Source organism: Oceanicoccus sagamiensis, assembly GCF_002117105.1.
In the GTDB taxonomy this organism is placed as follows: domain Bacteria; phylum Pseudomonadota; class Gammaproteobacteria; order Pseudomonadales; family Dasaniaceae; genus Oceanicoccus; species Oceanicoccus sagamiensis.
In genome coordinates this window covers 211,102-231,505 of the sequence record NZ_CP019343.1, presented here as the reverse complement: position 1 = coordinate 231,505, position 20,404 = coordinate 211,102, and the positions used below count along the sequence as shown (strand labels likewise).

20 protein-coding genes are annotated in these 20,404 nt (G+C 46.9%); 7 read left to right on the top strand and 13 right to left on the bottom strand.

Features of this window, described 5'->3' with window-relative positions; genetic code table 11:
* Window positions 1-58: 58 nt before the first annotated feature.
* Genes BST96_RS00995 through BST96_RS00985 form a run of 3 tightly spaced genes read right to left on the bottom strand, consistent with a single transcriptional unit; the run spans window position 59 to window position 2,910 of the window.
* Window positions 59-1,435 carry an NAD(P)(+) transhydrogenase (Re/Si-specific) subunit beta gene (locus BST96_RS00995; RefSeq protein ID WP_085756901.1) on the bottom strand — a complete coding sequence of 459 codons (1,377 nt, stop codon included), beginning with the start codon at window positions 1,433-1,435 and terminating at the stop codon, window positions 59-61.
* Between the two features lie 12 nt (window positions 1,436-1,447).
* A complete protein-coding gene (locus BST96_RS00990) occupies window positions 1,448-1,726 on the bottom strand; it encodes an NAD(P) transhydrogenase subunit alpha part 2 (RefSeq protein ID WP_085756900.1) in 279 nt (92 codons plus the stop codon).
* Window positions 1,726-2,910, bottom strand: coding sequence for a Re/Si-specific NAD(P)(+) transhydrogenase subunit alpha (locus tag BST96_RS00985; RefSeq protein ID WP_085756899.1), 1,185 nt, complete (start codon window positions 2,908-2,910; stop codon window positions 1,726-1,728). The genes BST96_RS00990 and BST96_RS00985 overlap by 1 nt, the downstream gene beginning before the upstream one ends.
* Window positions 2,911-3,372: 462 nt before the next feature.
* Between BST96_RS00985 and BST96_RS00980 the strand changes: the two genes are divergently transcribed.
* The 5 genes from BST96_RS00980 to BST96_RS00960 all read left to right on the top strand — a co-directional run bounded on the left by BST96_RS00980 (window position 3,373) and on the right by BST96_RS00960 (window position 8,258).
* Entirely contained in the window at window positions 3,373-4,920 is a 1,548-nt protein-coding gene (locus BST96_RS00980; protein WP_085756898.1) for a 2-isopropylmalate synthase, read from the top strand.
* A 6-nt stretch (window positions 4,921-4,926) separates the two neighbouring features.
* Complete coding sequence (locus tag BST96_RS00975; RefSeq protein WP_085756897.1) at window positions 4,927-5,697, top strand: uracil-DNA glycosylase family protein; 771 nt, start codon at window positions 4,927-4,929, stop codon at window positions 5,695-5,697.
* The gene (gene rimI / locus BST96_RS00970; RefSeq protein ID WP_085756896.1) at window positions 5,697-6,158 is read left to right on the top strand and encodes a ribosomal protein S18-alanine N-acetyltransferase; all 462 of its coding nucleotides are present in this window, start codon (window positions 5,697-5,699) and stop codon (window positions 6,156-6,158) included. The genes BST96_RS00975 and rimI overlap by 1 nt, the downstream gene beginning before the upstream one ends.
* A gap of 11 nt (window positions 6,159-6,169) precedes the next feature.
* Window positions 6,170-6,577, top strand: a complete 408-nt coding sequence (locus BST96_RS00965; RefSeq protein WP_085756895.1) for a hypothetical protein — start codon at window positions 6,170-6,172, stop codon at window positions 6,575-6,577.
* 166 nt (window positions 6,578-6,743) lie between these two features.
* Window positions 6,744-8,258: a tetratricopeptide repeat-containing sulfotransferase family protein gene (locus BST96_RS00960; protein WP_169713856.1), complete on the top strand. Its 1,515-nt coding sequence runs from the start codon at window positions 6,744-6,746 to the stop codon at window positions 8,256-8,258.
* A 13-nt stretch (window positions 8,259-8,271) separates the two neighbouring features.
* Here the strand turns inward: BST96_RS00960 and BST96_RS00955 are convergent, their stop codons facing one another.
* From BST96_RS00955 to BST96_RS00945, 3 genes are read right to left on the bottom strand one after another with little or no spacing between them, the layout of a single operon-like run.
* Complete coding sequence (locus BST96_RS00955; RefSeq protein ID WP_085756893.1) at window positions 8,272-8,754, bottom strand: GlcG/HbpS family heme-binding protein; 483 nt, start codon at window positions 8,752-8,754, stop codon at window positions 8,272-8,274.
* A gap of 22 nt (window positions 8,755-8,776) precedes the next feature.
* A complete protein-coding gene (locus BST96_RS00950) occupies window positions 8,777-10,177 on the bottom strand; it encodes a nicotinate-nucleotide adenylyltransferase (protein WP_085756892.1) in 1,401 nt (466 codons plus the stop codon).
* A 12-nt stretch (window positions 10,178-10,189) separates the two neighbouring features.
* Window positions 10,190-12,199 carry a pyrroloquinoline quinone-dependent dehydrogenase gene (locus tag BST96_RS00945; protein WP_085756891.1) on the bottom strand — a complete coding sequence of 670 codons (2,010 nt, stop codon included), beginning with the start codon at window positions 12,197-12,199 and terminating at the stop codon, window positions 10,190-10,192.
* 64 nt (window positions 12,200-12,263) lie between these two features.
* Between BST96_RS00945 and BST96_RS00940 the strand changes: the two genes are divergently transcribed.
* A complete protein-coding gene (locus BST96_RS00940) occupies window positions 12,264-12,521 on the top strand; it encodes a GNAT family N-acetyltransferase (protein WP_085760443.1) in 258 nt (85 codons plus the stop codon).
* A gap of 68 nt (window positions 12,522-12,589) precedes the next feature.
* Window positions 12,590-12,829 carry a DUF2970 domain-containing protein gene (locus tag BST96_RS00935; protein WP_085756890.1) on the top strand — a complete coding sequence of 80 codons (240 nt, stop codon included), beginning with the start codon at window positions 12,590-12,592 and terminating at the stop codon, window positions 12,827-12,829.
* Window positions 12,830-12,876: 47 nt separating this feature from the next.
* Here the strand turns inward: BST96_RS00935 and BST96_RS00930 are convergent, their stop codons facing one another.
* Genes BST96_RS00930 through BST96_RS00900 form a run of 7 tightly spaced genes read right to left on the bottom strand, consistent with a single transcriptional unit; the run spans window position 12,877 to window position 20,306 of the window.
* The gene (locus BST96_RS00930; protein WP_085756889.1) at window positions 12,877-13,746 is read right to left on the bottom strand and encodes a hypothetical protein; all 870 of its coding nucleotides are present in this window, start codon (window positions 13,744-13,746) and stop codon (window positions 12,877-12,879) included.
* Window positions 13,746-14,882 (bottom strand): DUF3570 domain-containing protein, encoded by a 1,137-nt coding sequence (locus BST96_RS00925; RefSeq protein WP_338043293.1) that lies wholly within the window; start codon window positions 14,880-14,882, stop codon window positions 13,746-13,748. Before BST96_RS00925 ends, BST96_RS00930 begins: the two co-directional genes overlap by 1 nt.
* 3 nt (window positions 14,883-14,885) lie before the next feature.
* Complete coding sequence (locus BST96_RS00920) at window positions 14,886-15,128, bottom strand: DUF4266 domain-containing protein (RefSeq protein WP_085756888.1); 243 nt, start codon at window positions 15,126-15,128, stop codon at window positions 14,886-14,888.
* A gap of 5 nt (window positions 15,129-15,133) precedes the next feature.
* The gene (locus BST96_RS00915) at window positions 15,134-15,610 is read right to left on the bottom strand and encodes a TlpA family protein disulfide reductase (RefSeq protein WP_085756887.1); all 477 of its coding nucleotides are present in this window, start codon (window positions 15,608-15,610) and stop codon (window positions 15,134-15,136) included.
* 58 nt (window positions 15,611-15,668) lie between these two features.
* Window positions 15,669-16,310 carry an outer membrane beta-barrel domain-containing protein gene (locus BST96_RS00910; protein ID WP_085756886.1) on the bottom strand — a complete coding sequence of 214 codons (642 nt, stop codon included), beginning with the start codon at window positions 16,308-16,310 and terminating at the stop codon, window positions 15,669-15,671.
* A complete protein-coding gene (locus tag BST96_RS00905; RefSeq protein ID WP_157117809.1) occupies window positions 16,280-17,005 on the bottom strand; it encodes an SH3 domain-containing protein in 726 nt (241 codons plus the stop codon). The genes BST96_RS00910 and BST96_RS00905 overlap by 31 nt, the downstream gene beginning before the upstream one ends.
* Window positions 17,006-17,063: 58 nt before the next feature.
* Complete coding sequence (locus BST96_RS00900) at window positions 17,064-20,306, bottom strand: HzsA-related protein (protein WP_157117808.1); 3,243 nt, start codon at window positions 20,304-20,306, stop codon at window positions 17,064-17,066.
* Window positions 20,307-20,404: the final 98 nt, after the last annotated feature.

The following is a 20,404-nucleotide window of genomic DNA, read 5'->3' as shown; positions in this document are numbered from 1 at the left end:
AGGCCCTGCTAACGGAGTTAGCAGGGCCTTTTTGTTAGTAGGTATAGCGGCTTGTGGCTTAGCCTTTAAACTCACCCACAATCGTAGAAATAGATTCTTTCGCATCACCAAACAGCATTCTGGTGTTATCACCAAAGAACAATGGATTATCAACACCAGAGAAACCTGAACCCATAGAGCGCTTTAGTACAAACACGGTGCGTGCTTCGTTCACGTTGATAACTGGCATGCCGTAGAGTGGGCTACCTTCATCTTCGTTAGCTGCAGGGTTAACAACATCGTTAGCACCGATAACAATCGCCACGTCCATATTGCTCATCTGAGGGTTAATATCATCCATTTCAACCAACTGGTCATAAGGTACGTTGGCTTCAGCTAACAGTACATTCATATGGCCAGGCATACGGCCTGCAACCGGGTGGATAGCGAACTGAACTTCACAGCCGTTCTCTTCAAGGTGGTCGGACAACTCACGAACAACGTGCTGAGCCTGTGCAACTGCCATACCGTAACCCGGTACGATAGCCACATTCTGTGCCGCTTCAAGAATCAAGAAAGCATCATCTGCAGAGATAGGCTTAACTTCACCTTCAATCTTCGCCGTAGAGACTTTGGCTGCTCCAAAACCACTGAACAGTACATTGTTTAATGAGCGGTTCATCGCCTTACACATAATGTTAGTCAGGATCAGACCGCTAGCACCTACCAGAGAACCCGATACGATCAACAGGTTGTTGTTTAATACAAAACCTGCCGCACAAGCCGCTAAACCTGAGTAGGAGTTCAATAGAGCGATAACCACTGGCATATCTGCACCACCGATAGGGATGGTGATCATAATGCCAAAGACCAGTGATAAGCCGATAACTGCATACAGCCACTCGCTATCCGCACTTGGGTTTTGAATAAACATGACAGCAGAAGCAAGAATGGCAATTACCAATGCGCCATTAAAGACTTGCTGGCCAGTAAATTGAATTGCCTTACTAGGCATTCTTTCACTCAGCTTACCGTAAGCAATCAAGCTACCCGTCAGTGTTACACCGCCGATTAAGATGGACAGAATAATAGTGATATTGGTAAAGGTGGTATTGGTGGCTGCATAGACGGCTACCAAGCCTACTAACAAGCTCGATGCACCACCAAAGCCGTTAAACAGGGCTACCAATTCAGGCATACCGGTCATTTCAACTTTGCGTGCAGCAATAGAACCAATCAGTGCACCAATAATTAAACCGCCGATAATATTTTCCCAGGGCAGTTTTATTTCATTCATCAGCGTTACAACGATGGCGATTAACATACCCACCGAAGACATTAAGTTACCTTTACGCGCAGTAGCGGGCGAACTCAACATTTTAAGTCCGAACACAAACAATACCGCAGAGGCGATATATGCAAGGTTTATAATTAAATCAATATTTAAAGATGTCATTAGTCTGGCCCCTTACCCTTTCTTCTTAAACATGGCCAGCATGCGGTCAGTAACCATATAGCCGCCGACAACATTGATGGAAGCTAAAGCAACAGCAGCGGTGCCAAGCCATAAAGCCAACTCAGGGCTACCACTGTGTGCGGCTGTTAGAGCACCCACAACAGTAATACCGGAAATAGCATTGGATCCAGACATTAAAGGCGTGTGCAAAGTCGCAGGTACTTTTGCGATCAGCTCGAAGCCCAAAAAGATGGAGAGCATTAAAATAAACGATAAATAGATAGCTTCCATTATTTGTCACCCCTGATATTTTTAATCATTTCATTCACCATCTCGCCGTCGTGAGTGATCACACAGCCTTTGATGATTTCATCTTCCATATCGAGATCAAATTGCTTGGTCTCTTTATTCCAGTATTCCAGTACTAAATTGTGCAAGTTAGCGGAATACATCTGGCTGGCATTGTTAGCCACACGGCCAGGCATATTGGCAAGGCCAATCACCTTGACGCCATTAATCTCTACTTCTTCACCCGCTACAGAGCCTTCAACGTTACCGCCGGACTCGACTGCCAAATCCACCACAACACTGCCTGGCTTCATCGCTTCAAGCATTTCTTTGGTCACAACCGTTGGAGCAGGGCGACCAAATAACTGGGCTGTAGTAATAACAATGTCAGACTGGGCACAGACTTTCTTTTGGCCGTCTAGCTGTAACTGAACCTGTTCAGGGGTTAATGCATTGGCATAACCGCCGGCCGTCTGGCCCGTTTCACCCAAATCAATCTCAACAAACTTACCACCTAGAGATTCAACCTGTTCTTTAACCACAGGGCGAGTATCAAAGGCATCAACCCGTGCACCCATGCGTTTGGCGGTTGCGATAGCCTGAAGGCCAGCAACACCAGCACCGATAATAAAGACGCGAGACGGTGAAATCGTACCCGCTGGAGTCATCATCATCGGTAGAATCTTATCAAGGCGCTCAGCGGCTAATACCACCATGGCATAACCCGCCAGGCTAGCCTGAGAGCTCAACGCATCCATTTTCTGTGCGCGGGTAGTACGGGGGATCATTTCCATACTGATCGAGGTCACGCCAGCCGCAGCAAAGGCATCAACAAGCTCGTTCTCATTGAATGGGTCAAGGAAGGAGATATGAATAGAGCCCTTCTTTAACTGGCCAACTTCTTCGATAGAAGGCTTACGCAAGCGCAATACAATATCGGCATTGTTTAACAGGGCCGTTCTATCAGTAACGATAGTGGCACCCGCTTTTTCGTAGGCGCTATCTTCAATGCGAACCGATTGACCCATACCTGCTTCAATATGAACTTCCGCTCCCTGATCCGTAAAACGTTTTACTGAGTCAGGGATAACAGGGACTCGGGTTTCTCCGGCATCAAGCTCCCGGGGATACCAATAATCATAAGTTGTCCTTGTTTTGTTGAGGGGCTCGACGAGTCGATGGCCCATTAATTTAATTATTCAGTACTGTAAGACGCCTGTAGCATACTTACCCATACTCGCTACCTTATCGCTATTTGTCCATATCGCCAAAAGCTGTGATGAATAGCCGATATAGTGATAATGAATATTGCCTACATATTCGGCATTGAGTGATATTTGATCACAAAAGGCACTACTTTGAGGCAGGTGTCGAATCATACGGAAGTGCGACAGGTGAAAACAATGCAAAATCGGCCAACATTAGTTGCCTAAATGACCGCTTTCCCACCATGGTATTAGTGGATAAACCATCGAGCCCCCTTATTGGCGGGTATATAGCTACCGAAAAGCAGAAATAAGCGGAATTTTGCTGTGTGCTTATTAGAATTAGCAGGTTTTTAGTTTATCCTTCGCACACGATAAAGCTTGGGCTGCCTGACCCTGGAAACGGCTAAATAAGGCCCAACAGACAATGAGAAGTCCCGATCTATGAGTAATAAAGACAATTTAATCATTTTTGATACCACCTTGCGGGATGGCGAGCAAAGCCCTGGCGCCTCCATGACCAAAGATGAAAAGGTGCGTATCGCCAAATTACTGGAGAAAATGCAGGTAGATGTTATCGAAGCGGGCTTCGCTATAGCCAGTGTGGGTGACTTCGAGGCAGTAAAAGCGGTAGCTGAAGCGGTTAAAGACAGCACCATCTGTAGTTTGGCCCGTGCCGTGCCGGGTGATATCGAAAGAGCAGCAGAGGCCTTAAAAGGTGCTAATTCTGGCCGGATTCACACCTTTATCGCCACATCGCCCATCCATATGCAGTATAAATTGCAAATGGAGCCAAATCAGGTGCTTGAGCAGGCAGTAGCCATGGTCAAACTGGCCCGTAATTTACGGGATGACGTGGAGTTTTCACTAGAAGACGGCAGTCGTTCAGAGTACGAATTTCAGTGCCGCATAATAGAAGCGGTTATAAATGCTGGTGCTACTACTATTAATATCCCTGATACCGTGGGTTATGGTGAGCCAGAAGAATATGGCGCCATGTTTAAGCGTTTGATCAACAATGTGCCCAATGCGGATAAAGCTATCTTTTCCACCCACTGCCATAATGACCTGGGTTTGGCCGTGGCCAATTCCCTGTCGGCAGTCATGAATGGTGTAAGGCAGGTCGAGTGTACGATTAACGGTTTGGGTGAGCGGGCAGGTAATGCCGCTTTGGAAGAAATTGTCATGGGGGTTCGTACTCGTAGTGATATCTTCCCTGTTGCCACCCGTATTGAACCAGAGCATATCGTGCCGACTTCTCGTCTGGTGTCTTCTATTACCGGCTTCCCCGTTCAGCCTAACAAAGCAATTGTGGGAGCCAACGCCTTTGCCCATGAATCCGGCATTCATCAGGATGGTGTCTTAAAGCACCGTGAAACCTATGAAATTATGAGCGCCGAGTCAGTGGGCTGGAATACTAACAAACTGGTATTAGGTAAGCACTCAGGCCGCGCGGCGGTTAAAGCGCGTTTTGAAGAGTTGGGCATCAGCTTCGATAGCCAGGAAGCACTCAATGAAGCCTTTAAAAACTTTAAGGCGCTGGCCGATAAAAAACATGAAATCTTTGATGAAGATTTACAGGCCTTAGTGAGCGATGTAACTGCCCCTGAAATTAAAGAGACATACCAGTTTAGTGATTTGGAAGCCACCTCAAAGTCGGGTGTAAAACCAAAAGCGTCCATGAAACTCTCTATTGATGGTGCCGAGCAAGCCACTGAAGCCGAAGGTGATGGCTTGGTTGATGCTTCTTTTAAAGCCATAGAAAAAATTGCTAACAGTCAGGCTGAGCTGCAATTATATTTGGTGAGTGCTGTTACCCAAGGTACAGATTCGCTAGGCGAAGTGACTGTGCGCTTGGAAAAAGACGGGGTGATTGTCAATGGTCTGGGTACAGATACCGACGTTATCGTAGCTTCCGTTAAGGCCTATCTTAATGCCTTGAATATGCTGGAAGCCGGTATACTTAAAGCACATCCGCAAAAAGGTGTTTAAACCATAATGAATGAATTGCAGCGACAGGCTTATATGGAAGCAATGGGAGTAGATTGCTATATCCCAAGATTGCATTTGCCCGCTGCCATGCCTTCGGTGCTGTGTGACATGCCTGAACTGGCCGAAGTGCCAGTCGCTAATGCCGAAGTTACTGAGGTGGCCGTCGCGCCATTACCCAAAGGTAAAAATGGTAGCGCCGCCGCGATGCAGGCCTTATTGGGTGATGATGAACCTAAAAAGAGCCAACCCCAGCAAAGCGTTAAAGCCGTCACTGAAGAATTAGTTCAAACTGCCTCGGCAACCCCCGTTCCTCAATTTACTTTATCGATAGTGCGGGGCAGTAATATCCTGATTATTGATGATGGCTTACCGGGGCATATTAACCCCAATGACTATTTACAGCTATTGCATAATATCGTCTTCGCACTGGGTGCCGGTAAACAGCAATTAGCTATCGATGGTTTTGTCTGGCCAATGCCCGGAGTTAAAAATAGCCAGTTTGACCAAAGCGAAACAGCAGCCAGGCAGACCCTGGATGCGTTTTTAGCCAAACAAGTAGATCAGCTTAAAGCACAGTATATTATCGTGATGGGTGAAGTGGCCAAGGCTTATATCACCGGAGAAGAAGTGGCCAAAGGAGCTTTGCATACACACCCACAGTGGCAGCTGCCCTTAATTTGTACCAATAGCGCTAGCCCGATGCTAAACGATGGCTCGCTCAAGCGTGCAGTATGGAATGATCTTCAACCCTTATTGTCGTTAATCAAGTCTAGCTAATGCAGCTAAGACCCATGCAAGCGGGTGATATTGAAGCAGTCACTGCCGTAGAAAAAGCCGCTGCTGAATTCCCCTGGCCACAATCGCAGTTTAAAAATAGCCTTGGCAGTGACCATGAGTGTACCGTGTTGGAGGTAGAGGGCGTGGTATTGGGTTTTAGTATTTTTTCAAAGGTTGTGGATGAAGCAACGCTACTCAATATTGCTGTCTATCCTGATATACAAGGGAAAGGCTATGGTCGTTTATTATTAAGTAGCGGTTTGCAAGCGCAGCAGGGGCAGGGCGCAAAACAGTGCTTTTTAGAAGTGCGGGTATCGAATACCAGCGCCAAAAAATTATATAGCTCGCTCAGGTTTACCATAGTGGGCGAGCGTAAAAATTATTATCCGGCCAAAGTGGGTCGGGAACATGCCTATGTGATGTGTTGTGATTTATCGGACAATACCGTCGCCGTCGTTTAAGAGGATTTACAATGCGTGTTGTTGAAAGCCAGTGGTGGATTATTGAATTACCCGATGAGTGGGAAGCTGATCAGGATGAAGACACAATTGTTATTTCTGATGAGGATGGCGTGGGGGAAATTGCGATTACCACCTTGCAGAAACAACAGGGCAACGTGGATGAGACAGAATTGCAAGACTATATGGGCGATGTAGTCGAGCAGTTTGGCCCGGCAGAGTTAACGCAGGTTGCAGAACTGGACGGTTACTACATCGCTTATCAGGAAGATGGTGATGCGGTCAGGGAATGGTATCTGCGTTATGATAATTTATTGGTATTGATCACCTATAGCTGCGATCAGGATAATGCCGGTATGGATGATAGTGCAGTCAATGAAATTCTAGATACCATTTTTATCAAAGTTGATGAAGAAGAATAAGACGAGCTAAGCGGCTTCCGCTTTAACAGAAAGATTATATTGCTTCTAAATCACCCGGGCCCAAAACGTAACACTATATTACAGCCCCCAAATACCATTAACGGCGCATGCCGTGATGATTATAAGATCAAAGCCGAGAAAAGTTGAAGAAGATTCTGGAAGACCCATGAATAAGAAAAAGCGCTTTAAAAGAATAACTATTAGCCTTTCGGAAAATACAGCCCCGGTTGATGTGGTCTATGTCGAAGCCGTTGAGCAGCTTAAGCATGCGTTTGCATCTGGGAGTTATGACAACGCGCTCTATATCGCCAGTCAGCTGCTTGCCATTGAAAATAAAGACCCTGAAGTGCATATAGCCCAGCTTCGTTGTTTGGTCGCGCTAGGTCGAATACAGGAAGCTCAAGTCCCTGCCAATATACTTGCGGATAAGTTCTCGACGGATGCTATAGCCATGTTCAGTTTGGCAAAGTATTACATCAGTTGTCAGGATCAGGAAAAAGCCCGGGCATTACTGGAGAAAGTGGTAGTGATGCGCCCTAAATATTCAGATGCTTGGGTTGAATTGGGTATTTGTTATGCCTTGATGGGGAATAAATCACAGGCGACTCAAAGCTACCAAAAGGCGATTAAGATAAACCCTGATAATATTTCCGGCTACTACCAGTTGGCTCACTTGAATCGGGAGTCAATTGAGTCATCCCACATAGATAGAATGCAAGATATGGCGGCTAATACAGACTTAAGTCTGCCAGAAAAAATCAATCTGAATTTTGCATTGGCTTGGTCCTATCAAGGCAAGAATATCGCTGAAGAAATGAACTACCTCAAGGCGGCTAATACTTTAATGGCTGAGTTCAGACCCTGGGATAAAAGCACCTGGGCTGCTATGGAAGATGCCTATTTTGGTATGTTGGATGGTGAGGATATTACTGCGATGCAATCAGTCTCAACGCTGGATGATCAACCTATCTTTATTATTGCAATGCCGAGATCAGGCACTACGCTGGTTGAGCGAATACTGTCCGCGCATACACAAACGTATGGTATTGGCGAGTCCAGTGCTTTTTTTAATGCCAATGGGCTAGCCTCAACAAGAATACAGCAAGAACTTATCGAAGATGAAGACTTAATGTTTAAGCGCTATCTCCAGGTGATGGATGAGGCCTTTAAAAGTCAAGCGTCGGTCAATGCGGCTGACGGTTTACGTATTATTGATAAATCTATGAATAATGAGTTATTGGTGGGTTTTATTGTACTAACGTATCCAGGGGCGAAAATTATCCACCTGAAGCGCGACCCCATGGATGTTTGCCTTTCTTGTTATCAGCAGTTATTCCCCTTTGGGCAAGAATTTAGTTATGACCTGGCTGATTGTGCTAACTATTATTTAGAGCATGACAGGGTTATGGAAAGGTGGAAACAGTTGTTTCCAGACAAAATATTAAATCTAAGCTACGAGGATTTAGTGGCAGGGCAGGCGCAGCAGACAGAGCGATTACTGGATTTTTGTGGGTTGCCCTGGGAGGATTCTTGTATGGAATTCCACAATAAAAAAGCAAATGTTTACACTGCCAGTTACGCACAGGTCGACCAAAAAATTTACCAGACATCTATTAATCGCTCGGAAAAGTACGCCGAACTACTGCAGCCTGCGCTAGCGGTTTTAAATAAAGGCAGCTAAACCTGGATAGACATTAACGGGACTGAGTGGTGGTGCCAATGGTTTTTGCTCCTGCAATGGCCACCTCTTCATCCTGGAAATCTCTAACCCCACTAACTGTGATCGAGCCAAGTAATTGCTCTCCTGAGTAAATGGGCACTCCACCTTTATAATGTGTTCCGCCATCGATTTCCTGTATTTCACCCGCTTTGAGTTTTTCTCCATACTCCCCGGAAGATAGGCCTGTTTGTGTGACTACCAGTGCCTTGCTAGTAGCAAAGCCAAAAGAACGATGGGAGGCACCGTCGATACGCCGGAGCATAACAGGGTTGGCATGTTGATCAGTAATCAAAATCGTTACCCGCCAGTTTTCATTGCGGGCATAGGCTTCGGCGGCATCCATCGCTGTAGCTGCCATCGCATAAGTCATTCGACTGGGTTCATTTTTTGCCCAGGCAACAGTTGACCCGATAAGTATAAGCGCCATCAGTACACTACTAATTGTTTGTCTTGTCATTTATCAGTCCTCGGGGTTCATCTTAGTCGCGATAGCCGAATAGGCGCTTATCAATAATTTCTTCTGCAACACCTTCTGGCAGGCACTGCTCCCAATCACCTCGACCATGGGGGAGTTTTTTTACCAGTTCTCTAGCTAGAATATGGAGGTTCTCTTCTTTATAATTTTCAATAGCAATCAGTGACTTATTAACGACTAAATGATTAAGCAAATGCCTGACCTTTTCGGGTACTTTGACATTGTCCAAAGAAACCAACTCACCGTTAATCTTCGCTGGGTAAACATAGACATGGGTATCATCGGAAAATAATTTACCCATGGCTGCGAGGATGCCGCCTTCAAGGCCGTCATAAAAGGCCTCATCAAAAATCGGCTTAAAGTCATGGGCGCTAATTACAATGCCAATACGGTTGTCGGTATAGTTACGAATCCATGAGCGTAGGCGGAAGAAGCGCAGGTAATCAGAAATTAACACCGTATAACCCAGTTTGACTAACAGGTCGACTCTGGCGAGAAAGCTAGCGTCATCTTGCTCATCATCGGAGGCAAGTTCAGACATTGTAATTTCGGCAACGGTTAATACCCCTCTGCCGGTCAAACCACCAATGTTTTTAAATTGCTCAACACCACAATTACTCATATCTAAATGAACTTTAGTGGGGGGTTTATAGGAACCTCGCATCACCATAACATCTTTTTTTCGTAAGGCGCTGCCAGGGACAATGGAAGAGCCGTCGGTATCAAACATTACCGCACGGCAACACCAGCTGCGTACCAGGTGTAGATTCATTAAACGGTTATTGATTTCACTAAAATACGGGCCACTAAAATGTATTAAGTCAATTTCAAGGCGCTTTGAGGCGATATTGTCTAACAGGCTCTCAATAATCCACTTTGGTTTATCTTTATAATAAAATGCTCCATAGAGTAAATTTACACCTAGAATTCCCAATGCTTCCGACTGGCTATGGTTATCTTCATCCAGCATGCGTACATGCAGTACAATTTCACTGGGTGGTGCTTCGGGATAAAGTTGCACTTGAATACCGACCCAGCCATGGCATTCACTTTTTTGCTGAAAGCTTTTTGCTGTTACCGTCGCTGCATAACTAAAAAACTGGGTGTTCTTTGGGCGGGTTTCAGCAAGGCGGTCATTGAGTAATTCAAACTCACGGCTTAACATTTGTTCCAGTCGCTCTTTGCTAACGTAGGCCCCGGTTTTGCCATAGATTACATCGCTGATTTGCATATCATAAGCCGACATGGTTTTGGCAACAGTACCTGCAGCCGCACCGGCAGAGAAAAACTGTCTGGCTACTTCTTGCCCGGCACCAATCTCGACAAAGGTACCGTATTTGCCTTCGTCAAGATTAATTTCCAAGGCTTTTTGCTGGGTGGAAATCGTTTTATTACGTTCTCTCATTATCAAAAACCTTTAGTCTGGTAATGCAAAAACAATTAATTCGTCACCTGGGTTTTGCGGGTAGAGAAAGGAGTGCCCACCAGCAGATATAGCAATATATTGTTTGCCATTGTATTCATAACTCATCGGCACTGCCATACCCGCAGTGGGTAGCTCTGCTTTCCAGAGCTCTTCACCAGTATCGATATCAAAAGCACGGAATTTTTCATCCATTGTAGCGCCGATAAAAACAATACCTGAGGCAGTAATCATAGGACCGCCGGCATTGGGCGTGCCAAATTTAAATAATGAGGTAATAGCAGGCATATTAACCGGAGCCAGCTTTTCTACTGTGCCTAAAGGTATTTCCCAGGCAATGGTGCCTTTGCTTAAATCGACAGCGACTAAGGCTCCCCATGGCGGCGCAGTACAGGGAATGCCCCAGGGCGATAATAGCGGGCCTTGCTCAATAGAGTAGGGCGTGCCTTTAATTTTACCCGGAGGGCCACCGGCAATGCCCGGTGGGGTTTCCCAGGTTTCACCGGCTGCCTTGCGGGCTTTAAATTCCGCTTTGGCTTCGGCCTGTGGAATTAATCGTAGGAAGTAGGGCACACGGTTTACATTGGTAATCAGTAATTGGCGTTTTGGATCATAAGCGCCGCCACCCCAGTTAGGGCCGCCCCCCGTTTGCGGGTAGAGTACAGTGCCTTGTTCGCTGATGGGCGTAAAGATTGAGCCATAACGGGACTGCTCAATTTTCTCCCGGCATTTACCTTCATCCCAAAAGGTAAAGCCCCAGGCATCATCGGGAGTAATTGTTTGCGGTACCAGCGGTGGTGGTGCGATAGGGAAGGGTTGTGTGGGGGATAAATATTCACCGGCAACGCCATCGGTGGGTACTGGGCGTTCTTCAACACCAAACACGGGCTTGCCTGTGTCTCTATGCAGCACATAGAGCATGCCGGTTTTTACTAGCTGGGCAACAACAGGAATAGTCTCACCCTCATTTTCAATATCTAACAACATCGGTTGTGCGGGGTTATCAAAATTCCAAATATCGTGATGAACCGTTTGGAACGACCAGACTAACTCACCGGTTGAGCCGCGCAGTGCAACGACAGAATTAGCATGGCGATTATCGCCGGGGCGCTCGCCACCAAAAAAGTCAGGGGCTGCGGAACCGGTTGGGATAAACACTAAATCCCTTTCGTGATCGACACTAAAGAATGACCAGGCATTGGCACCGCCGGTTTTTTCCAGTGCTTCGGGTGTCCATGTGTCATGGTAGGCATCTTCCGGTTTACGCGGGATGGGATCAAATTCCCACTTGTATTCACCAGTGCGAACATCAAAGGCACGGATAGCGCCATTGGGGGCATCAACGCGCTTGGACTTTGAGTTAGTGGTGGAGCCAATCACGATGGTTTCAGAAATAATGACCGGCGGGGTATAGGTTTGCACTTTATGATAATCACCGGCGGGTTTGGCGGCTTTGATTAAGGGCTCAACATCTACAAAGCCAGCCTCACCGAAGTCTTCACAAGGTTTGCCATTGATTGCGTCCAAAGACAGAATACGTCGATCATTGGTATTACTGATAATTCGATGCTTACACTGCGTGCCTACTTCGGCTTTGCTGTCTTCCCAGTAAGCCAGGCTTCGGCATTTGTATTGGCTGCCGGGCTTCATTTTTCTTAATTCGGTTTTATACACCCAGCGCTCTGCACCGGTAGCAGGGTCTAATGCGGCAACTTTATTAAAGGCTGAGCAGAGTACTAAATGATCGCCTGCTGCCTTGGGGAGCTTGAGTGGGGTGGCATGGTGGCCAGAGAAAAATACTTCCAGCTTTTTACGCCCTGCGAGTTCATTCAGGCTATAAGACCAGGCTTGTTCCAGAGTATCGATATTGTCTTTGTTAATTTGTGTAAGGGGCGAGAAGCGGCTGCCACCTTCATCACCACCCCAGACTGGCCAATCCTGAGCATTGGCTGCTAAAGGCAGTATGACTAACAGATAAATAAAAGAGTCTTTCAATAAAGTCATTAGGGCTGGCTTCTTTTTATACGTTAAGATGGGGGAAATTCACCCACAGATTTTACCGGTAACTATGGCGAATATCACCCATCATCACGACAAAAGCTGCTTTATCTTAAGTGTAGATGAGGCAAGGGAAGCTAATCAGGCTATTTTGGAATATCAGCTGTTAGCTGACCATGGCATCGACTTTACCCGTACCTATGTACCGAATGAATTTCGGGGTAAGGGCTATGCGGAAAAGCTGGTTCGTCAGGGTTTGGCTTGGGCGAAAGAGGAAGGCTTTTCGGTGCAGGCCAGTTGTTGGTATGTGGAAAAATTTCTGCGGTAGGGTGGATTATAATCCACCGTTTTTTTGAGGGGTGATGGTGGATTTTAATCCACCCTACGAGAGGGTTTATGGGTGATAAGAAACCTCGTTATTTTGAGCGGCCTGATGATGATCAAGAGCCGTTAGGTTTTTGGCAGACCTTGATGATTGTGATGTCTTCGCATTTGGGGGTTAGGCCCAGAGATAAACGGCATGAGGATTTTCGGCGAGCTAATGGCTTGCATGTATTTGTTGCCGGGGTGGTTTACTTTGTTGTTTTGTTAGTTTTATTAGTCGTGTTTGTTAACTGGGTGAGTAGGGTGGATTAAAATCCACCGGTTTTGATGGTTGGGGGGGTGGTGGATTATAATCCACCCTACGGCAGGATTACTTCGATTTTTTCGCCTGCATTGCCGTTCAGCATTAAAACTGAGCGTTCGTTATAAGGAAATGATTTTAATTTCTTCCCTGCTGGTTTTTTCATGCCTTCTTTGATATCGGCAAGCAAACTAATAGAGTGTATGGTGCCGCTATATTTCGGTAATGGCTTCGGGTAGCTATCCACTTCAATAGCAAAGGTATCTGTTACTTTAATCAGTGATAAATCAAATACCGTGTCTTGTGGCAGGGAGAGCTGATCAGCTAACACCGCCACTTTATAGGGAAAGGGGCCAAGCGGTTTAAGGCCTAAATCCTCACTATAAAAACTTAAAGCACTGTGAAAGTCAGCACTGCCAGCCACCATAATAAAGGTTTGGTCTACATAGCTATCCGTGGACTGGTTTGAGGTAATCATCTTGCTCGGGTCTTTAATCTGGCTAAGGTAAAGCAGTTCACCCGCTGGCCCAGAGACTTGCATCGCTTTAACATTTTGTTTGTCGGTTAACCAGGCTGGTGGGCCTCTAATGGTAAAGGGTGAAGCCGGGTTGGTGGCTGGGTTAAGTTCTTTTTCCAGCTTATCAACATCCTGTGTAAGAATTTCAATAGCCGTCCAGCCAGGTTGTTGGCGGGTAATTTTTTTCTCGGTTTCAATAAAGCGTAAATAGGTTTGCTTGCCGCTGGCTGCTTGCATTATGGAATAGGGCTGGCCAGCTAGTTCAGGGTCTTGCCATAGCTTGGCAAGCTCTGTGGATACGACACCGGTCTCTATGGTTTGGTAGTGTAAAAAATCCTGATAGGTCTGCTCTGTGCCACTGAGGTCAGTGGTCAGTACCGTGACTAGTAACAGCAGCTTAAAGCTAAACATCAGTACCAGACTGAAAAGAACAGGCGGATAACATCGGCATCAAAGTCATACAGCGGTTCTTCCCCTATAGCTTCATCACCGCGAATATCCCTGAAATTATCATAATCAAACTGGATAAAGTCGTACTGTAAATTGATACTGCTTTTGTCAAAAGTGTCGCTATTGCCCAGTTGGAATTCATAGCTCACACCAAAGCCCAGAGTCTGTGTGGTAAATTCACTAAGCTCTTTATCCCGGGCGCGGAAGTCTTTCTCATCCACTGCGGCAAATTCATGTAAATCACTATAAAAATAGGCGCTTTCCTGTTGATAATAGCGGTAGGTAAAGTCCAGTATCCAGCCGCCTTTAAGGGGGTGGGTATAACCCAGTGTCAGGGTGTGGGCATCGATATCCCAGTCATCAGTAAAATAGCGATAATTGGCGCTAACCACAGCGCGATAGGGTAAAAAGTATTTGCCGCCAAAGGCTGCGGCATCGGTGGTGCGGGTGTCCGGGTACACTTCTGTTGCTGATAAATAGTTAGCCGAGTTGCTGGGGTCAATATAGCGATAGCTGCGGTAAGGGTTATTTAAATAACCTTCTTCGGTGATGGCTTCGTAATTAAAATTCAACATTAAATTGGGTGTCGCAATCTGGCTAATACCAAAGCGATAGTTCTGACGATCGACGTCCTCTTGCAAATTATCGTTGCCGTTTTGCATTACGGTATCATCACCCACGGCATAGCCCAGGGTTACCGTGGTCAGGTCACCAAAAAAGTCCTGGCTAATGCCAAAGTAAACCGTTTCGGCTTCGTAATCATTTTCATCACTGCTGGTATAGCCGGCGCTGAGAATCGCTTTGTCATACAAATAGTCCGCAGTAACACTGTATTCAGTTCGCTCTTCGGTATATTTGCTGGCACCGCTGGTTTCTACATCAATAGAAGCGCTGCTGACATTATCGACATAGTAATTGCCACTGACCGATACGGTGCTGGCAAAATCTTTTCTGACTAATAGGGAAGGGCCGTCGATAGTTACACCGCCGCCATCGTAGCTATGGTACATCACATCGGCGCGGTCTTCGGGTAGCACGGCAGCACTTAGATTAAGGCTAAGTGTTAGTAGGGATAAACATGAAAGCTGTTTGATCACGATTTAGTTACACCCACAACCGCCACCACCACCGCCTTCAGCGCCTTTGGCCCCTTCACGGGCCTGATAGACATGGTGCATATAGGCACTGGAAATTGGGTCACGGTTGGCGCTCATAATCGGGTCGGCCAGATTTTGGCGTTCATAGGGCTTAACCCATGGCTCTATCTCCGTGAGAGAAGAGCATGCTGTGTTTAATAGCGTGATAAACGCCAGTGCACCCAGTAGCAGGATTTTTTTAATCATCGGTCTTATTCTCGAATCAGTGCCTTAATATTAGTAGCATATTTATCCTCATAACCCGGTTTAAAGCCTTTATGGGAATAACGCATATTGCCGTTTCTATCTATAATAATCGTAGTAGGCATGGCCGAGACATTGTACTGCTGGCTAACAGTACCCTTTGGGTCATAAAGAACGGGGAAGGTCACCGGAATATCTTTTAGTATTTTGTCGGCTGCGGCTTGGCTTTTATCCACATTAACCCCTAATACGGTAAAGCCCAGTTTTGAGTATTTATTATGTAGATCATCCAGCAGTGGCATTTCCTGACGGCAGGGGCCACACCATGAAGCCCAGAAGTTAACCAGTACCACTTGGCCGCGCATTTCGCTGAGGCGCAGATTCTTACCGGCGGTGCTTTTTAAGGTGAAATCCGGTGCCGGGGTGTCTGCGGCAAAACTAAGCTGGCTAATCAACAACAAGCCAATCAGGGTAATGGTTCTCATAACGCTCTCTCCAAAATATCGTGTTAACAGCATAGCAAGTTATTAGTAAAACATGATCCTAGAAAAAAACAGTGAACCCGGTATGAATTTCCATATTGTGGGTGGTTTCATCTTCACCAAAGGTATCACGGTCAAAAATATGATCACGTACATCCACATGCCAGGCGATGCTGTCATTTAATAGCAGGCGAAACCCTGCACCGATGTTTACCGTAAACCAGTCATCCCCAGCGAATTCGGTGCTGCCGATACCGCCGATTACGTAGAAGGACGAATTAAATACATAGCTGTCGCCGATAAAGACTTCACCGGGCAAGACATTCCAGCCGACGGACATATTGTAGTAGGTATAGTCCCGGTCACTGTCGCTAAGTAGTGGTGAGCCACCACTGAGTTTTTCAAAGCTGGTTAAATCACCTTCTGAAGTACCGTAGGCTGCTTCAAAAAAATAGTCCTCAGTAATATGATAAGCGGCTCTTAAGCCATAGACCTCATTACTGGAAAAATCTTCAATACTAATAATGCCGACAAAGAAGCCTACTTCAAAGTCTTCGGTATCCAATGCGCTGGTTTGGATTTCCCGGCGCTGTAAATCCGGCTCAATCACTTGCACCGCCTCCTGACTAAGGGCGGTGGGTATGTATAAACTGGTCGCTAGCAGGCTAGCAATTAAAAGAACGCGCTTAATCCGATTTTCCATTCTTCCACTTCTATATCGTCGTCTCTATTGGTAAGTACTGTGTGTTTTTTGTATTGCGCTCTCAGAAAAAAACGATCGGAGAGATAAATACGCACACCAGCACCGGCTACTAATACATCATCGGTTCTATCTTCGGTCTCTACTAGGGTAGACCTTGGATTGGTTTTTCGCACACCGCCACCTAAGGTAAAAAAGGGCGAATAACGCCAGGTGGGGAAGGGTTGGTGAACAAGGCTAACAATAGCACTCTGGCCCGATGAAAAATCACCAAAGTTCTCAGTCCCCGCCAGTTCTATGGAGAGGTTGCGGGTAAAGTGATAACCCGCATAACCGGTAATCACATCGGTGCCGCCAAAATCCCCGGCCATAAAGCCCATTTCCCATTTGCGATCAGCAAATTCATCCAGCTGCTGGATATTAACCGCTGTTGGCTGGCCGTCCTGGCCAATGGTTTTGGCAATACTCTCCAGTTTGACCCAGCCTTCTTTACCCCGGCTGGTATGCACTTTGACCCAGTTGGTGCGCTGTTTTAACAGTTGAATTTTTTCACCGCGCTCGGCGATATAAAACACCGGGTAGCCGCGACCGGGGCCGGTATGTAACTCTACATAGGCTTCGGCAATGGTGGCGCTAATATAGTCCTCAGGGGAGTACTTATCCTCAGCAAAAACCGCGCTGTTTAAGGCGAAGAGCACTAGCAGTAATCGGCATATGCAGTACCTTGATTTAAATGTAGTGTTCAGCACTGAGTCCTTAATCGAATAAACGAGGGTCAAAGGGATTATTATAAAAAGGCGAGCCAATATCCAGCCATTCAGACATTAAACGTCGCTCACTGGGTGTTAGCAAACCAAAATGGTTAAAGGTTTCCTCGGTACTGATAGAACCGCCGGAGACCACATTGCTAATTGTTTCTTCCGGTACGGCACTGGCAAAGGTGCTAATCGCCTCTTCCATAACTACGCCTAGCGCATCACAAGCTGCTGCATCACCGCACTGGTGGTTTTGTACACTGAGCCGGATAACAAAGGTAGAGGCCGCCGGGTTAACCAGATTGATAGAGTTGACCAGTTCATTATAGGCAATATCATCATCACTATCGCTATGGGGAACCTCGCCCCCCGCCACGGAGTGACAGCTGGCACAGTGAGTTCTTAATACGGACATTAATTGCGGATCATCGGTCAGGCTGAGTGGCGTATCCAGAGCTGCCATCAATGCCTGGGCTTCAGCAAAGGTTCCCGGGGTCACCTTGGTAGTTAGGGCGCCATTTTCTGAAACGGTACCGCCATCATCGGTACAGTTGGAGGGTGGTACGGAGAGGTCCTGAATAAAGGCCCCGCACTGATCAGTATTATTGACTTCAAAGCAATTAAAAAAGTTGCGGCTGGCTAGCGCGGAGCCGCGATTAACGCTGGCACTAACATTAAAGCTTAAAGCTACAGTTAGCTCGTTGCCATTGTCATCCAGCTCAGTACATAGCCGCTGTCGATCCGCCACCGCGCCGGTGCTATTAATCCACTGCTCATTATCAGGCCGGGTTAATTCCAGATAAGAGCGGGTAAAAATACCGTCGGCAATCGTCGAGCTTAAATCCAGCTGACCGGCGGGGACCCGAGTGTCGTTGTCACTGCTATGGCAGCCAATACAGTTGGTCACCGCCGTACCATTAGGGCCAAGTACCTCAAGGCCATCCTGAGTAATGGTTCTCTCCCGTTCCCAGATAGGCTGAATATGATCGTTATAGTTAATCACAATTCGGCCCTGTAATGCAGGGTCGAGATTGGGGGCAATAATGGCGTTGGCTTCGGGGATATCCCAGCTGCTGTCATAGCTTAAATCGATATCCGGGTCGGGGATATGGACACTTCTGTCGGTCCATTCATCAATATAGGTCAGTTCTAATTGTAAGTCCCGCACGGTTTTTGTGTCGTCGTCATCGGGCTTACGTAATTCGTAGACCTCTGCCATGGTTTGGCCCAGCTCAGAGGCAAACAGTGCGGGGTCGGCACCGATAAAACCTTCAAGGCCGGTACTTAAGGCGATGGCACCGGGGTTGGATGAGGCAGGTTGTGAGTCTAAACGGCCATGGGGAATATCACTGCTACTATCGTGGCAACCTACACAGCGTAGAATTTCACCCTGCGCCACTTGCAGCCAATTATCATGGCGGGTGGAAATACGGCGGCCATTCTCATCCAATATATTTAACATGACGGGCGTGTTAGCGGGGACTTTAACCGTGACAGAACCATCAGGCTCTACCGGTACATAACCGAGTATTTCCAGTAAATCATAGCGGCCACCCGCATTGGGCAAGTCATCCAGTACATCATCGTTGGGAATGGGTACTGGCTGGATCACGCGGATAAATCGGGCAGGGCGCTCAGCATAGGCAAAGGTGCCGGGTTCTGAATAGGCCGCAATACCTAAGGGTGCACTGGGTGACACACCATCGTCCAGGTTATAGATGCTATCAATAATAATGACCCCCTGATTTTCAGCAGCCAGTACGGGGTCAAACACACCTTCTTCATCGGGGGTGGTGGGGAAGCTGCGAGGTTCGGCAATGACCACCTCAGAAATAATAAAGCCTTCTTCCGCCAGCACCACAGGTAATTGAGTACCATCGTTAGGGCTAAAAATCCATAAGCCAAATAATGGCGGTGCTGCTACAAAGGCATCATCAATTTGGTCATCACTATCGGCAATAGAACAGGGGATATACAGACCTTCGCTATTTTCGATCCGGCATGGGCTCCAGCTGACTAACACTCTGCCCGTGCCATCTTTTAAGGGGTAGGCTGATAAATATTTACCGCCCGGTGATAATTCATCCAGCGCATTAATGTCGATATCCGATAAAGCCACTTGCCCGCGCTCATCGCTGCCGTCGTAATCCAGCACGGTGGTTAATATATCCACAAAGCCTTGCGTATTAATGATCGCGATATCGCCACCGGGTTGGCTTTGGTTTTGTGGGCGAATCAAGGTCAGGATACGGCCATCGGGTAATTCCCGGGGCTGCAAAAACTGAATAGACTCATTATTGCCTTCAGTGCTTTCTTCGGCGGCAATCACATCGCTACTATTGCTGCCATATAAGGCAGATAGCTGGCCGCCACTGGGGTTAATTTGAAATAAACTGTATTGGCGATTGCTGTTTAGGCGAGAAAAAATAATCTCACCGGACTCAAGGGTCGCAGGGTCCAGATCAAAGTTACGGCTTAATGAAATTTGGGCGAGTTCGCCGTTGCCAGGGTCATAAATATGCAGCGCCATGGCCTGGGCATTGCCATTGACTTCCGATACCGCCGAGTAGCGTTGCCCCCGGCCTTCGTTGAGTTGTTTTTCCTGAATGGCGGATTGGCGAGATGAACTAAACACAATACGGTCATCCGTTAGAAAGTGCGGTGCGATATCCTGTCCACCTCCGGATTCAGCTCCTTCATTGCGAATCAGTGGGGAGTCAATCACATAGCCAATCTGGTCAGTATCAAAACGGTAGGTCCAAAGGTTCCAGGTAAAAAGTTCCGGGTCGTTATTGTTTTCAATATCCGGGATAGCGCGTACCGCAAAAACCAGTGTACTGCCATCAAAGGAGGATTCCAGATCTTTAATATCCAGCCCCAGCAATGCCGGGTCGGCCCCTTCTTCGGCGACAATAATCTCAATAATACGGTCGGTTAAATCAATTTCTTCCGCCAGATTAGATGAGCGCGGGCGAATAAGCAGGCGGGCGCCGTCAAATAACTCAATCGGATCGGCAAGATTATTAACGGCGATATCACCATTATCATCCACCACCACAGGGCGCTTGATATAGGCAATAGGAATATCTAACACAACGGGGTCGGGGCTTTCATCGCTGGAGGATAGGGAAGTACCACCGCCTCCACCACCGCAGGCGGTGAGAAAAACACAAGCTAGCAAAGCACTGGCGGTTATTCGTGGCCAGAATGTCCTTTTGCTGTATTTCGGTTGTACGTCCTTCATCAAAGTACCCAATAGTTTCCCAAACAACGACCATGCCCATGTAGGGTGGATTGCAATCCACCAAAACGCAGCCGTGGAAAAAAGTGGATTATAATCCA